A 13,227-nucleotide genomic window follows, 5' to 3' on the forward strand; every position below is an offset into this window, starting at 1 on the left:
CGGTACCCGTCGACCGGGCCGGGCCGGTGGCGGCGATGAGCGCGCTCGTGCCGCTGCCGGTGGTGCTACCGCTGCTGGGCGCCGCGCTGACCCTGCTGCTGGGCAGCCGGCCGTGGACCCAGCGGACGGTAAGCGTGGGCTGCCTGAGCATCAGCCTGGCGGTGGCGGTGGTGCTGTTGGTGCAGGCGTACCGGCACGGACCGCTGGTGGTGCAGATCGGCGGCTGGCCGGCACCGGTGGGCATCGTGCTGGTCGCCGACCAGTTGGCCGCGCTGATGCTTGTGGTCTCCTCGGCGGTGACCCTCTGCGTGCTGCTGTACTCGATCGGGCAGGGCCAGGCGGAGATCGGGGAGAGATCCCCGGTGGCGATCTTCCACCCCACCTACCTGGTGCTGACCGCCGGAGTGTGCAACGCGTTCCTCGCCGGTGACCTGTTCAACCTCTTCGTCGGCTTCGAGATGCTGCTCGCCGCAAGCTTCGTCCTGATCACCCTCAATGGCACCGGGCCGCGCATCCGTACCGGCTCCACCTACGTCGTGGTCAACATCCTGGCGTCGATGATCTTCCTGATCTCGGTGGGCCTGGTCTACGCGGCCACCGGCACCCTCAACCTGGCCCAGCTCACCGCGCGGCTGGACGCGCTACCGGACGGCGTACGCCTGAGCCTGCAACTGATGCTGTTGGTGGCCTTCGGCATCAAGGCGGCGGTCTTCCCGCTGTCGGCCTGGCTGCCCGACAGCTATCCGACGGCGCCGGCCCCGGTCACCGCGGTCTTCGCCGGCCTGCTCACCAAGGTCGGCGTGTACGCGATCATCCGGACCCAGACCCTGCTCTTCCCGGGGCAGCATGCCGGGGAACTGCTGATGGTGGCGGCCGGTCTGACCATGCTGGTCGGCATCCTCGGCGCGGTGGCCCAGTCCGACATCAAGCGGCTGCTGTCGTTCACGCTGGTCAGTCACATCGGCTACATGATCTTCGGGGTCGGGCTGAGCACTGTCGCCGGGCTGGTCGGTGCCATCTTCTACGTGGTCCACCACATCACCATCCAGACCACCCTGTTCCTGATCTCCGGACTGGTCGAGCAGCGGGCCGGCAGCACCGACCTGCGCCGCCTCGGCGGGCTGGCCCGGCTGGCGCCCCTGGTGGGCGTGCTCTTCTTCGTCTCGGCGATGAACCTGGCGGGCATCCCTCCGTTCTCCGGGTTCCTGGGCAAGCTCGGCCTGCTCCAGGCCGGCATCGCCGTGGGCGGGCCGCTGCCCTGGACGCTGGTCGCGGTGGGCACCGTGACCAGCCTGCTCACCCTCTACGTGGCGAGCCGGGTGTGGAACATCGCCTTCTGGCGCTCACCCTGCGAGACGGTCGCACCGACCGCACCGCTGCCGGCGCTGATGGTCGGCGCCACGGTCGCCCTGGTGGCACTCGGGGTGGCGTTGACCTTCGTGGCCGGACCGCTGTTCGAGTTCACCGGGCGGGCAGCGGAGGATCTGATCGAGCGCACCCCGTACGTGCGCGCCGTCCTGCCAGGTGGGGCTTCATGAGCGCGTCCGATGCCGCGCCACCCGCCTCGCCGGACCGGCGGACCCGGACCGGCCGGTGGCGTGACCAGCTGATCGCCTTCGGCTGGCTGGTGCTGGCCTGGAACCTGTTCTGGGGGGAGTTCACCTGGGGCAACCTGCTGGGTGGGCTGCTGACCGCCGCCGTGGTGCTGCTGTTCTTCCCGCTGCCCCCGGTGACCTTCCACGGACGGCTCCGGCCGTGGGGTCTGCTGCTGTTCGGCGGCCGCTTCGTCGTCGAGTTGGTCAGGGCCAGCGCCCACGTCGCCCGGATCGCGGTGCAACCCGGCTACACACCCCGCTCGGCCATCATCGGCGTGCGGTTGCAGGTGCCCACCGACCTCAACCTGGCCCTCACCGCCGAGGTGCTCTCCCTGGTGCCCGGCACGTTGATCGTGGAGGTGGACCGGGACGCCGGAATCCTCTACGTGCACGTGCTCGACGTACGCGGCCCCGCCGCCCTCGCCGCCAGCCGTGACCAGGTCCGCGCCGTGGAACGGCGGATCGTCGAGGTGATCGGCTCGGACGCCGAGCTGCGCCGGGTGCGAACCGGATCCGTAGACAAGGAGTTCCCGTGACCGTCTTCCTCGCCGTCGTCCTCACCAGCCTGCTGTCGGTGACCGCCCTGCTCGCCCTCGTCCGCCTCTACCGGGGCCCGACCCTGCTGGACCGGGTCGTCGCCGCCGACATGCTGCTCGCCACCATGGTCGGCGCCGTCGGCGCGGAGGCGGCGGTCAACCGGCACGCCACCACCCTGCCGGTGCTGGTGGTGCTCGCCCTGCTCGGCTTCGTCGGATCGGTGTCGCTGGTCCGTTTCGCCGTCCGGGACCGGCCGTGACACCCGGTGCCGTCGCGGACTGGCTGGCAGCCGTCAGCCTGACCACCGGTGCGCTGCTGAGCCTGGCCGCCGCCATCGGGGTGCTGCGCTTCCCGGACACGCTGAGTCGGATGCACGCGGCCACCAAGCCGCAGGTGCTCGGCGTACTGCTCCTGCTGCTGGGCGTGGGTCTGCGGCTGCGCAGCCCGGCCGACCTCGGCATGATCGTCCTCGTCGGGGTCTTTCAACTGGCCACCGCCCCGGTCGCCGCGCAGATGATCGGTCGGGCCGCGTACCGGGCGGGGCGGGTGGAGCGCAACCTGCTCGACGCCGACGAACTGGCCGGCCGCTGAACCAGCCCACCCTGGCCGGCAGAAACAGTACGCACACCCGCCCGGCCCAAGCCGCGACGCCGGTAGAATGACCGCATGATCGACTCTTCTGCCCGGGAGGGCAGCAGTAGCCAGCCGGGTAGGCCCCGGCATCCCCACACACCGACGACCCCGGGAGCCCTGAACCTCCCGTGTTGATCCTCGTCGGTCTTCTTCTGATCGTTGTCTTGACCGTCGCGACGGGTTACTTCGTCGCGCAGGAGTTCGGCTACGTCGCGGTCGACCGCGGCAAGCTGAAGCAAGCCGCCGCCGAGGGCGACCAGGCGTCCGCCCGGGCCCTCGAGGTCGCCGGCCGGCTGTCGTTCATGCTCTCCGGTGCGCAACTCGGCATCACCGTGACCGCCCTGCTGGTCGGTTACGTCGCCGAGCCCTACCTCGGTGCCGGCCTGGCCGAGCTGCTCGGCGTGGCCGGCGTCTCCACCGGCGTCAGCCTGCCGTTGTCGGTCGCGCTGGCCCTGGTCATCGCCACCGTGGTGCAGATGGTCGTGGGTGAGCTGGCCCCGAAGAACCTGGCCATCGCCCGTCCCGAACCGGTCGCCCGGGCGTTGTCCCGTTCCACCCTGGTCTACCTGGCCATCGCCGGCCCGCTGATCAAGCTGTTCGACAAGTCCGCGGTGCGGCTGCTGCGGCGGGTCGGCATCGAGCCCATCGAGGAGCTGCCCAGCGGTGCCACCCCGGAGGACCTGGAACAGATCATCGCCGAGTCCCGGCTGGAGGGGCACCTCGACGCCGACATGTCGGCGCTGCTGGACCGGGGGCTCGACTTCCGGCAGTTGACGGCCGGAGAGGCCATGGTGCCCCGCGTCGACGTGCACACCGTGCGGGCACACGAGCCGGTCAGCCGGGTGGTCGAGCTGCTCGACACCGGCCGCTCCCGCTTCCCGGTGCGTGGCGCGGAGGGCGTCGACGACCTGGTCGGTGTGATCGGCATCGCCGACGTGCTCCAGGTGCCGCCGGCCGAGCGCGCCACCACCCCGGTCAGCGCGGTGGCCGTACCGCCGCTGCTGGTGCCCGAGACGCTGCCGCTGCCCACCGTGCTGGACCGGCTCCGTTCCGGGCACCGCCAGCTCGCCTGCGTGGTCGACGAGTACGGCGGCTTCGCGGGCGTCATCACGCTTGAGGACATCGCCGAGGAACTGGTCGGCCCGATCCGCGACGAGGACGACCCGCCGGAGCGGGCCCCGGCGCGGCAGGAGGACGGCTCCTGGGTGGTACCCGCCCGCTGGCGCATCGACGAGGTCGCCGACAGCACCGGCATCGCCCTGCCCGAAGGCCCCGAGTACGACACCATCTCCGGGCTGGTCATGCGGGAGCTGGGCCGGGTGCCCGAGGTCGGTGACCGGCTGGAGATCAGCCTGCCGGCCGACGGCGACAACGGGCAGGTGCCGCCGCGCGCCCTGGTCGAGGTGCTCGCGGTGGACCGGCACGTGGCCGACTCGGTCCGCCTCCAGGTAAGCGACGGGCCTGCGGAGGTGACGGCATGAGCACCGGATTCGCGCTGATCACCTCGGTGGTTCTGCTGGCGCTCAACGGTTTCTTCGTCGCCGCCGAGTTCGCCCTGGTGGCGAGCAAGCGGTACCGCCTGGAACAGGCGGCGGCCAGCGGCACCCGGGCCGCCCGGGCCGCTCTCGACGGCGTACGCGAGCTGTCTCTGATGCTGGCCGGTGCGCAGCTCGGCATCACCCTGTGCACGCTGGGCCTCGGCGCCCTGGCCGAGCCGGCGATCGAGCGGCTGCTCAGTCCGCTGCTGCACGCCGTCGGTCTGCCGTACGGTGCCAGCCACGTGATCGCGCTGATCTTCGCGCTGAGCCTGGTCACCTTCCTGCACCTGGTGGTCGGCGAGATGGCACCGAAGTCCTGGGCGATCACCCACCCGGAGCGGTCCGCGCTGCTGCTGGCGCTGCCGTTCCGGGCCTTCGCCCGGGTGGCTCGTCCGGTGCTGTCGGTGCTCAACGCGGTAGCCAACGCGATGCTGCGGCTGGTGAAGGTCAACCCGCAGGACCAGTTGGCCCAGGTGCACGGCCCCGACGAGTTGCGGATGCTGCTGGAACAGTCCCGGGAGCACGGGCTGCTCGGTGCCGCCCAGCACGAACTGCTCACCAGCATGCTGGAGTTGCAGGGCACGACGGTCGCCCAGGTGATGGAACCGTTCGACCAGATCGTGACCGTGCGCCGGGACGATTCGGCGGGCCGCATCGAGCAGGTCAGCCGGGACAGCGGCCGGTCACGGCTGGCGGTGCTGGACGCCGCCGGTCACGTCTGCGGCCTGGTGCACGTACGGGAGGCGGTGCGGGCCACGGCCGGCCGGCCCGACGCCACCGCGGCCGATCTGATGAACGACGCCATCACGATCCCGGACACCGCCACCGTGACCGAGGCGGTGGCCGTGATGCGGGCCCGCCAGTCGCAACTCGCTCTGGTCCGCAACGGTGGTGGGCCCACCCGGCCGGTCGGCTTCGTCGCCCTGGAGGACCTTCTGGAGGAGGTCATCGGGGAGTTCGACGACGAGACCGATCCGATCCCGCGCGCGGTACGCCGGCTCAGATAGGGGCACACGGGTGCGACTGACGGGGGTGTCACCGGAATCGGGCGGAACGGGCCTGACGGTGCAGACCGCGCTGGCCAACCCGAGCACCCGCCCCGGCCTGCGCCTGCCGGGGCGGGTGAACCTCATCGCCGGTTCCGTCGACGTACCGGTCCTGCACGTCCGGCTCGGCCTGGTCGGCACGGTCGAGCCGGACGATCCGGAAGCTCCCCGCCGGCTGGTGCAGTTCCATCAGGCGCAGGTGGCCGGCGCCGGGGTGCTACGCGCCGGCCGGGCCCGGTCGATTCCGTTCGAGCTTGCGATCCCGTGGGAGACGCCGGTGACCACGTACGGCGGAGTGCCGCTGCTCAGCCTGCGGATGGGACTGCGCACCGAGGTGGCGATCGAAGCCACCCTGGACCAGGGTGCGATGGTGCCGGTCTTCGTCCACCCGCTGCCGACCCAGCAGCACATCCTGGCCGCCCTGGACACGCTCGGCTTCAGCGTCCGCCAGTCCGGCCTGGTCGACGGCCGGCTGCCCGGCGTGCAGCAGGCCCTGCCCCTGCACCAGCGGTGGGGCTTCTGGGTCGGCCCGCTCTACGCCGGGCCGATCACCGAACTGGAGGTGATCTTCGTAGCCAACTCCGCCGGCCTGGAGGTGATCCTCTGGTGCGACCGGCGGCTGGCGCTGGCCGGCATCACCCACACCAGCATCAGCCGGTTCCGGATCTGGCACGTCGGCGCCGACCAGCGGGACTGGGTGAGCACCGTGGACGGCTGGCTGCGCGAGGCCATCAACCGACATGCCGCCGCGGCGGCGCACGCCGACTGGTCGGCCACCATTACCGAGTCGGCCCACGTCAGTCGCCCGCCCGACCGGCCGCTGCCACCCGGCCCGCCGTCTGGTGGCGACGCGGGCGGTGCCGGTGTCGGTGGCGGCGAGGGCGGTGGCGGCGGCGGTGGCGGCGGCACCTGACGCCGTTCGCGCCGGCACCTGACGCCGTTCGCGCCGGCATCGCAGCGGCTCATCTGCCGGGAGCGCGCCCGCGCGTGTGGTCAGCCCTGCGCGAGCTTGAGGCCGAAGCCGAGGAAGAGGGCACCCACGGCGCTGGTCGCGCCGGCCGCCAGCCGGCGGCGCCGGCTGAACTGGGCGGCCAGGAACGTGCCCGCGAAGATCAGCGCGGTCAGGTAGAGCGCGCTGGTCACCTGGGCGATCAGACCGAGCAGCAGGAACGACAGCGCGGGCCAGGGGTACGTCGGGTCGACGAACTGGATGAAGAACGAGACGAAGAACAGGATCGCCTTCGGGTTGAGCAGGCTGATCACCAGCGCCTTGCGGAACGGGCTGCGCGTCGCCGCCGGCTCCGCGGCGTCGATCAACCGCGGGGTGGCCGGGTCGTTGCGGTCCCGCCAGCGCCGCCACGCCCCGCGCAGCATGGTCAACCCCACATAGCCCAGGTACGCGGCACCCGCGTACTTGATCACGAGGAAGATCGGGGGGTACGCCTTGAGCAGCGAGGCCACTCCGACGGCGGAGAGGAACATGAGTATCGCGTCACCGACCCAGACGCCGCTCGCCGCCTGGTAGCCGACGCCGACACCGCGCCGCGCGGCGGTGGAGAGGACGAACAGCGAGTTGGGGCCGGGCAGCAGCACAATGGCCACGGTCCCCAGCACGTACGTCCAGATGTCGGTGATTCCCAGCACGTCCGACATCATCGGGCCGACACGGTCCGAGCGCGAAGCCTTTCTCGCAGGCTGACCTGTGCTTTCGGCCACTCGTCGACGGTCATCGAATACTGCACGGTGTCCCGCCACGAGCCGTCGGGTCGCAACCGGTGCATCCGCAGCACCCCCTCCCGGGTCGCGCCGAGCCGCTCGATGGCGCGCTGCGAGCGCTCGTTGCGAATGTCGGTGTGCCACACCACCCGCACCGCGTCGAGTTCCTCGAAGGCGCGGGTGAGCAGCAGCAGTTTCGCCTCGGTGTTGATCCCGGTGCGCCACCACGGCCGGCCGAGCATGGTGTGCCCGATCGCCACCGACCGACGCTCCGGGTCGATCTCGTAGTACGAGGTGGTGCCGACCACCGCGCCGGTCACCGCGCAGCGCTGGGCCCAGGCGACCCGTTCCTGCCGGTGCTGCTCGGCCAGGGCCGCGACGATCACCTCACGCAGCTGCTCCGGCCCGCCTGGCAGCGGCCGGCTGAGGTGCCGCCAGACCTCGGCGTCGGCGGTAGCGGCGTACAACTCGTCGGTGTGGGCCTCATCGAGCGGCTCCAGCAGCACGTGTGCGCCGCCCAGCACCGCCGGTTCGTGCCAGGGCGAGCGGTGCGGGCGCAGGTACGCCGGCAGCGTTGCGGTGACCCCGGCGTCCGGCTCCGGCAGGCCGGCGGTCAGCCGCAGCGGCACCACGCCGGCCCAGTGCGCCAGGTCGAGATCGGCCGGGTCGTCGCGTACCCCGCCGGTGCGGGTGCGCAGTGACACCTCCGTCAGCGGCAGCGCCAGCACGGCGGTTTCGGCCAACTCCCGCCGGTTCGGCGGGCGGCTGTCCGCCGCGCGGCCGGTGCCGACCTTCTCCACCAGGGCTGTCAGCACGTCGGACTTCTCGCCCGGGTCGGTGACCAGGTGTGCGGTGCCGTGCGCGACCACCGACCGGTAGTTGGCGCTGTGGTGGAACTGGGAGCGGCCGTAGACCAGGCCGTCGAGGAGGGTGACCGCGACGCAGACCGGCAGGCCGTCGGCGCGGGCGGCGAGCAGTGGCCGGCTGCCGGTGGAGCCGTGCAGGTAGAGCGTGTCACCGATGCGTACGTGCAGCGTGGGCAGCACGCGGGGCTCGCCGTCCACGGTGAACCCGAGCGCACAGTGGTACGCCTCGTCGAGCAGGGCATGGGTGGCGGTGCGGTCGTAGCTCATCCGGTCCCGGGAACGGCTGGCGGTGGTGCGGGTGGTCGGCGAGTACATGCTTCCACCTTTGTTCTAGTACAATCTCATCTTTGTGTCAGCACGCTACCAGGTGACCGGTGCGACGGCCGTCGAGATTTCGGCCAGCATCGAGTCCGGCATCCGCGAAGCCGCCCTCGCTCCCGGCGACCCACTGCCACCGGTGCGCACCCTCGCCGCCGACCTGACCGTCAGCCCGGCCACCGTCTCCCGCGCCTACGCCGAACTGCGTCGTCGCGGACTCGTCGTCACCGCCGGCCGGCACGGCACCCGGGTACGCCCCCGACCACCCGTCGCCGCCCGCCGAGCCGCACTGCGCCCGCCGCCCGCACCCGGGCTGCGCGACCTGTCCCGAGGTCAACCCGACCAGCGGCTGCTGCCGCCGCTGCGGCGGCACCTGGCCGCCCTCGCCGATACCGTCGGCGACCCGGTGGGCTATCCCGACCTCGGCGTACTGCCCGAGATGACCGAGGTGGCCGCAGCGCGGCTCGCCGCCGACGGGGTACCGGCCCCCGGGCTCACCCTCACCGGCGGCGCGCTTGACGGCATCGAACGCCTGCTCGGCGCGCACCTGCGCCACGGCGACGCGGTCGCCGTCGAGGATCCGGGCTGGGCCGGCCTGCTCGACCTGCTCGCCGCGCTCGGGCTACGGCCGATCGGAGTGCCCATCGACGACGACGGGCCGATCGTCGCCGGAGTCGCCGCAGCCCTCGCCGCCGGCGCGCGAGCACTCATCGTGACCAGCCGGGCCCAGAACCCGACCGGCGCGGCCGTCTCCGCCGACCGGGCCGGCGCCCTGCGCGAACTGCTCGCCGGACGGGCCGACCTGCTCCTGATCGAGGACGACCACGCCGCCGAGCTGGCCCGCGTACCGCTGCACCCGCTCGCCAAGGCGACCACCCACTGGGCCTTCGTCCGCTCGGTCAGCAAGCCCTTCGGCCCCGACCTGCGCCTGGCCGTGCTGGCCGGAGACGAGACCACGGTGGCGCGGGTGGCCGGCCGGGCCCGGGTCGGCACCGGCTGGGTCTCCACCGTGCTGCAACGGCTCGTGCTCTCACTCTGGGAAGATCCGGAGACGGACGCCCTGATCGACCGGGCCGCGGAGAGCTACGAACGACGGCGCCACGCCCTGATCACCGCCCTCGCCGACCGTGGCCTGCCCGCCCACGGTCGCAGCGGCATCAACGTCTGGCTACCGGTGGACGACGAGACCAGTGCGCTGACCACCCTGCGTGACGCCGGCTGGGCGGTCGCCCCGGGCGCGCTCTACCGGCTCGCCGGTCCGCCGGGGCTGCGCATCACCGTCAGCGACCTGCACGAGAAGGAGATCCCAGCCCTCGCCGACGCGGCCGCCCGCGCGGCCCGCCCCACCCCCTCACCAGGCTTCACCGCCTGACCGACTCCCAGGTCTGCGGCAGCAGGACACCGGCGTCATGAGGGCTGGGCGGGCTCCGCTTGCGGCATCTCGGGGCGTCCCGGCCGGCGGATACACCGAGTTGCGGCATGTCGGGCCTGCCTCCCCAGGGCTGCGGGCCGCCCTGCTCGCGTGAGGCGCGCCACAGCGGGTAGAACAGTCGCCATGGCCGACACCGACACCGCGCCCGGCGCCCAGCGGTTCATCCCGCCGCAGGCCGACACCCTCGACGACCTGCGGGCCGCCGCCACCGGCTGCCGGGGCTGCGAGCTGTACCGGGACGCCTCCCAGACCGTCTTCGGCCGGGGCGACGCCAGCGCCCGGGTCGTCTTCGTCGGCGAACAACCCGGCGACATGGAGGACCAGAAGGGGCTGCCCTTCGTGGGCCCCGCCGGCCGACTGCTTCGCAAGGCGGTCGACGACGCCAAGCTGGACCCGGCCCACATCTACCTCACCAACGCGGTGAAGCACTTCCGCTTCGAGCTGCGCGGCAAGCGGCGGATCCACCAGACCCCCGACCGGGTACACATCACCGCCTGCCGACCCTGGCTGGTCGCCGAGTTCGCCCAACTGACCCCCGAGGTGATCGTGGTACTCGGGGCGACCGCCGCCAAAGCGCTGCTCGGCCCGAATTTCCGGGTCACCCGTCAGCGCGGCGAACTGCTGCCCTGGCCGGCCGCCGCCCAACACCCGGCGGACTTTCAGCGGGTACCGGTGGACAACGCCGGCGGGACCACCGACGCGCCCCCGGCTCAACTGCTGGCCACCATCCACCCGTCCGCCGTGCTCCGTGCCGACAACCAGGACGTGGCGTACGACGGGCTGGTCGCCGACCTCACCGTCGCGGCCCGCGCCCTCGCCGGCTGACCTCCGCACCTCAAGCGCTGCCGCACTCGCCGCTCTCGCCGGCCCACCTGCGGCCCCCGGCCGCGGCACCGACCACCCGCCGGGGTCGCGGGCGGTGCCACACTTGCCGCCATGCAGCAGCACCTCTACGAGCCCGACCACGACGAATTCCGTGACCTGTGCCGGCGGTTCCTGGACCGCGAGGCCGTGCCGCACCACGATCGCTGGGAGGCCGACGGCATCGTCGACCGCGAGGTGTGGCGGAAGGCCGGCGCCGCCGGACTGCTCGGGCCGGACGTCGACGAGGCGTACGGCGGCGGCGGACAGCGGGACTTCCGGTACAACGCCGTCCTCGTCGAGGAGATCGTCAACTCGGGCTGCTCCGGGCTCGGCTTCGGCCTGCACAACGACGTGGTCGCGCCGTACCTCACCGAACTGACCACCGAGGAGCAGCGCCGGCGCTGGCTGCCCCGGTTCTGCTCCGGCGACCTCGTCACCGCCATCGCGATGAGCGAACCCGGTGCCGGCTCCGACCTGGCCGGCGTACGCACCACCGCCGTCCGTGACGGGGACAGCCTCGTGCTCAACGGGCAGAAGACGTTCATCACCAACGGCGAGCTGGCCGACCTGGTGATCGTGGTGGCCCGGACCGCCGACGAGGGTGCCCACGGGGTCAGCCTGATCGTCGTGGAGACCGGAACCGACGGCTTCACCCGGGGCCGTCGACTGGCCAAGGTCGGATTGAAGGCCAACGACACCGCCGAACTCTTCTTCGACGACTGCCGGGTGCCGGCCGCCAACCTCATCGGCACCGAGAACCACGGCTTCTACCACCTGATGGCCAACCTGCCCCGGGAACGGCTCAGCATCGCCGTCGCCGCGGTCGCCGCCGCGGAACGGCTGCTCGCCCTCACCCTCGACTACGCGCGTACCCGGGAGGCGTTCGGCCGGCCGATCGGGAAGTTCCAGCACAACCGGTTCCTCCTCGCCGAACTGGACACCGAGGTCACCATCGCGCGGACCTTCGTCAACCACTGCGTGGCCGAGTTCAACGCCGGCCGACTGTCGGTGACCGACGCGGCCAAGGCCAAGTGGTGGACCACGGAGCTGCAGAACCGGGTGGCCGACCGGTGCGTGCAGTTGCACGGCGGCTACGGCTTCATGGCGGAGTACCCGGTGGCGCGGGCCTGGTTGGACAGCCGGGTGCAGACCATCTACGGCGGCACCACCGAGATCATGAAGGAGATCATCGGTCGCGGCCTGGGGCTGTGACGAAAACCGGGCTGCCGGCTGTCGGTCGGGTGCGAAAGGATGGTCACCCCTTACCAAGGAGCCTCCCGTTGGCCACTGACCTGACCACACCGGCGTACCCGGATGTCGCGCCCATCCAGCGGCGCACCCTGCGGCTGCTCTTCACCACCCAGGTCGTCGGCGGCATCGGGGTGACCATCGGCATCGCCGTCGGCGCCCTGCTCGCCGCCGAGATCGCCGGCACCGCCGTGGCCGGCCTGGCGCAGAGCGCCGCCGTGATCGGTGCCGCCCTGCTCGCCGTACCGGTCACCCGGATCATCACCGGGTACGGTCGCCGCCCCGGCCTGGCCTTCGCGTACGTGATCGGGGCGCTGGGCGGGGCACTGGTCGTGCTCGCCGCGGCGACCAGGTCGGTCCCGCTGCTCTTCCTCGGCATGCTCCTCTTCGGCGGCGGCTCCGCCGCCAACCTCCAGGCCCGCTACGCCGCGGTCGACCTCGCCAAACCGGACCGGCGCGCCCGGCAACTGTCGCTGATCGTCTGGGCCACCACCATCGGCGCGGTGGCTGCCCCGAACTTCGCCGCCCTCGCCGACCGCACCACAAGCGGCTGGGGGCTGCCGGCGCTGTCCGGCCCGTTCGCGTTCAGCGCCGTCGCGTTCGTGCTCGCCGCCGGCGTACTGCTGCTGTGGTTGCGGCCCGACCCACTGCTCACCGCGCGCCGGCTCGCGGCGGCCCGCGCCGGCGAGTCCGAGCCGATCCCGTCTGGTCCACCACCGATCCCGCCCGAGGCGACCCCGGCCGCGTCCGCGCTCGCCCCGGCCGGCACGGTTCCGGCGGCGGCCGAGCCCGTCGCGGCACCGGCACCGCCGGCCCGGCCCGGCGGCGGCATGCGCGCCGCCTGGTCGGTGGTACGCGCCCGACCGGCCGCCCGACTCGGCGTGGCCGCCGTGGCCGTGGGCCACCTGGTGATGGTGGCGGTGATGGCGATGACCCCGGTGCACCTGCGGGAGTACTACGCCGTCGACGAGGTGCTGCCGGTGGTCGGGCTGGTGCTGAGCCTGCACATCGCCGGCATGTACGCGCTGGCACCGGTGGTCGGTTGGCTCGCCGACCGGTTCGGCCGGCGCCCGGTCATCCTCGGTGGCATCGGGACGCTGCTGGCCGCCTGCGCGGTCGCCGGTACCGCCGGGCACCACACGCCCCGGCTCACCGTCGGGCTCATCCTGCTCGGGCTCGGCTGGTCGGCGACCATGGTGGCCGGTTCCACCCTGCTGTCGGAGTCGGTACCGGACGAGGTGCGCCCCAGCGCCCAGGGGCTGTCCGACCTGCTCATGGGGCTCGCCGGAGCGTTGGCCGGAGCGCTGAGCGGGTTTGTCATGCAACTTGCGGGCTATCCGGTGCTGACCCTGCTCGCCGCAGTCGCGGTGGCGCCCCTGCTGGCGCTAGCGTTGCGTCCGGTGCCGGTGGGTGCACCGGACAGGAAGGACTGAT

At 72.5% G+C, this 13,227-nt stretch carries 13 protein-coding genes; 11 read left to right on the forward strand and 2 right to left on the reverse strand.

Features of this window, described 5'->3' with window-relative positions:
- The first annotated feature begins 35 nt into the window (after positions 1-35).
- The 7 genes from AB0J93_RS02075 (at position 36) to AB0J93_RS02105 (ending at position 6,262) form a co-directional block, all read left to right on the forward strand.
- Entirely contained in the window at positions 36-1,538 is a 1,503-nt protein-coding gene (locus AB0J93_RS02075) for a Na+/H+ antiporter subunit D (protein ID WP_363917188.1), read from the forward strand.
- Positions 1,535-2,131 (forward strand): Na+/H+ antiporter subunit E, encoded by a 597-nt coding sequence (locus tag AB0J93_RS02080; protein WP_363917190.1) that lies wholly within the window; start codon positions 1,535-1,537, stop codon positions 2,129-2,131. The genes AB0J93_RS02075 and AB0J93_RS02080 overlap by 4 nt, the downstream gene beginning before the upstream one ends.
- Positions 2,128-2,391, forward strand: coding sequence for a monovalent cation/H+ antiporter complex subunit F (locus AB0J93_RS02085; protein WP_281566540.1), 264 nt, complete (start codon positions 2,128-2,130; stop codon positions 2,389-2,391). The genes AB0J93_RS02080 and AB0J93_RS02085 overlap by 4 nt, the downstream gene beginning before the upstream one ends.
- Positions 2,388-2,723, forward strand: coding sequence for a monovalent cation/H(+) antiporter subunit G (gene mnhG / locus AB0J93_RS02090; protein ID WP_363917192.1), 336 nt, complete (start codon positions 2,388-2,390; stop codon positions 2,721-2,723). The genes AB0J93_RS02085 and mnhG overlap by 4 nt, the downstream gene beginning before the upstream one ends.
- Before the next feature lie 170 nt (positions 2,724-2,893).
- Positions 2,894-4,246 (forward strand): hemolysin family protein, encoded by a 1,353-nt coding sequence (locus tag AB0J93_RS02095; protein ID WP_363917194.1) that lies wholly within the window; start codon positions 2,894-2,896, stop codon positions 4,244-4,246.
- Entirely contained in the window at positions 4,243-5,310 is a 1,068-nt protein-coding gene (locus AB0J93_RS02100) for a hemolysin family protein (RefSeq protein WP_363917196.1), read from the forward strand. The genes AB0J93_RS02095 and AB0J93_RS02100 overlap by 4 nt, the downstream gene beginning before the upstream one ends.
- A gap of 10 nt (positions 5,311-5,320) precedes the next feature.
- Positions 5,321-6,262: a sporulation protein gene (locus AB0J93_RS02105; RefSeq protein ID WP_363917198.1), complete on the forward strand. Its 942-nt coding sequence runs from the start codon at positions 5,321-5,323 to the stop codon at positions 6,260-6,262.
- Between the two features lie 80 nt (positions 6,263-6,342).
- Here AB0J93_RS02105 and leuE read toward each other — a convergent pair whose 3' ends face one another.
- The gene (leuE, locus tag AB0J93_RS02110) at positions 6,343-7,005 is read right to left on the reverse strand and encodes a leucine efflux protein LeuE (protein ID WP_363917200.1); all 663 of its coding nucleotides are present in this window, start codon (positions 7,003-7,005) and stop codon (positions 6,343-6,345) included.
- Entirely contained in the window at positions 7,002-8,246 is a 1,245-nt protein-coding gene (locus AB0J93_RS02115; protein ID WP_363917202.1) for a bifunctional pyridoxamine 5'-phosphate oxidase family protein/GNAT family N-acetyltransferase, read from the reverse strand. The genes leuE and AB0J93_RS02115 overlap by 4 nt, the downstream gene beginning before the upstream one ends.
- Positions 8,247-8,280: 34 nt before the next feature.
- On the opposite strand from AB0J93_RS02115, the gene AB0J93_RS02120 reads away from it, so the two are divergent.
- From AB0J93_RS02120 to AB0J93_RS02135, 4 genes are all read left to right on the forward strand, one after another.
- Positions 8,281-9,621, forward strand: a complete 1,341-nt coding sequence (locus AB0J93_RS02120) for an aminotransferase class I/II-fold pyridoxal phosphate-dependent enzyme (protein WP_363917204.1) — start codon at positions 8,281-8,283, stop codon at positions 9,619-9,621.
- 183 nt (positions 9,622-9,804) lie between these two features.
- A complete protein-coding gene (locus AB0J93_RS02125) occupies positions 9,805-10,506 on the forward strand; it encodes a UdgX family uracil-DNA binding protein (RefSeq protein WP_363917206.1) in 702 nt (233 codons plus the stop codon).
- A gap of 111 nt (positions 10,507-10,617) precedes the next feature.
- Positions 10,618-11,757: an acyl-CoA dehydrogenase family protein gene (locus tag AB0J93_RS02130; protein ID WP_363917208.1), complete on the forward strand. Its 1,140-nt coding sequence runs from the start codon at positions 10,618-10,620 to the stop codon at positions 11,755-11,757.
- A 68-nt stretch (positions 11,758-11,825) separates the two neighbouring features.
- On the forward strand, positions 11,826-13,226 hold the full coding sequence (locus AB0J93_RS02135; RefSeq protein WP_363917210.1) for an MFS transporter: 1,401 nt from the start codon (positions 11,826-11,828) through the stop codon (positions 13,224-13,226).
- Position 13,227 lies beyond the last annotated feature (1 nt).

The organism is Micromonospora sp. NPDC049374, from assembly GCF_040677165.1.
Taxonomy (GTDB): Bacteria; Actinomycetota; Actinomycetes; order Mycobacteriales; family Micromonosporaceae; genus Micromonospora.

Coding starts and splice junctions, on each gene's coding strand:
- AB0J93_RS02080 (WP_363917190.1), top strand. CDS start 1,535: ATGAGCGCGTCCGATGCCGCGCCACCCGCCTCGCCGGACCGGCGGACC.
- AB0J93_RS02075 (WP_363917188.1), top strand. CDS start 36: ATGAGCGCGCTCGTGCCGCTGCCGGTGGTGCTACCGCTGCTGGGCGCC.
- AB0J93_RS02130 (WP_363917208.1), top strand. CDS start 10,618: ATGCAGCAGCACCTCTACGAGCCCGACCACGACGAATTCCGTGACCTG.
- AB0J93_RS02100 (WP_363917196.1), top strand. CDS start 4,243: ATGAGCACCGGATTCGCGCTGATCACCTCGGTGGTTCTGCTGGCGCTC.
- leuE (WP_363917200.1), bottom strand. CDS start 7,005: ATGATGTCGGACGTGCTGGGAATCACCGACATCTGGACGTACGTGCTG.
- AB0J93_RS02115 (WP_363917202.1), bottom strand. CDS start 8,246: ATGTACTCGCCGACCACCCGCACCACCGCCAGCCGTTCCCGGGACCGG.
- AB0J93_RS02125 (WP_363917206.1), top strand. CDS start 9,805: ATGGCCGACACCGACACCGCGCCCGGCGCCCAGCGGTTCATCCCGCCG.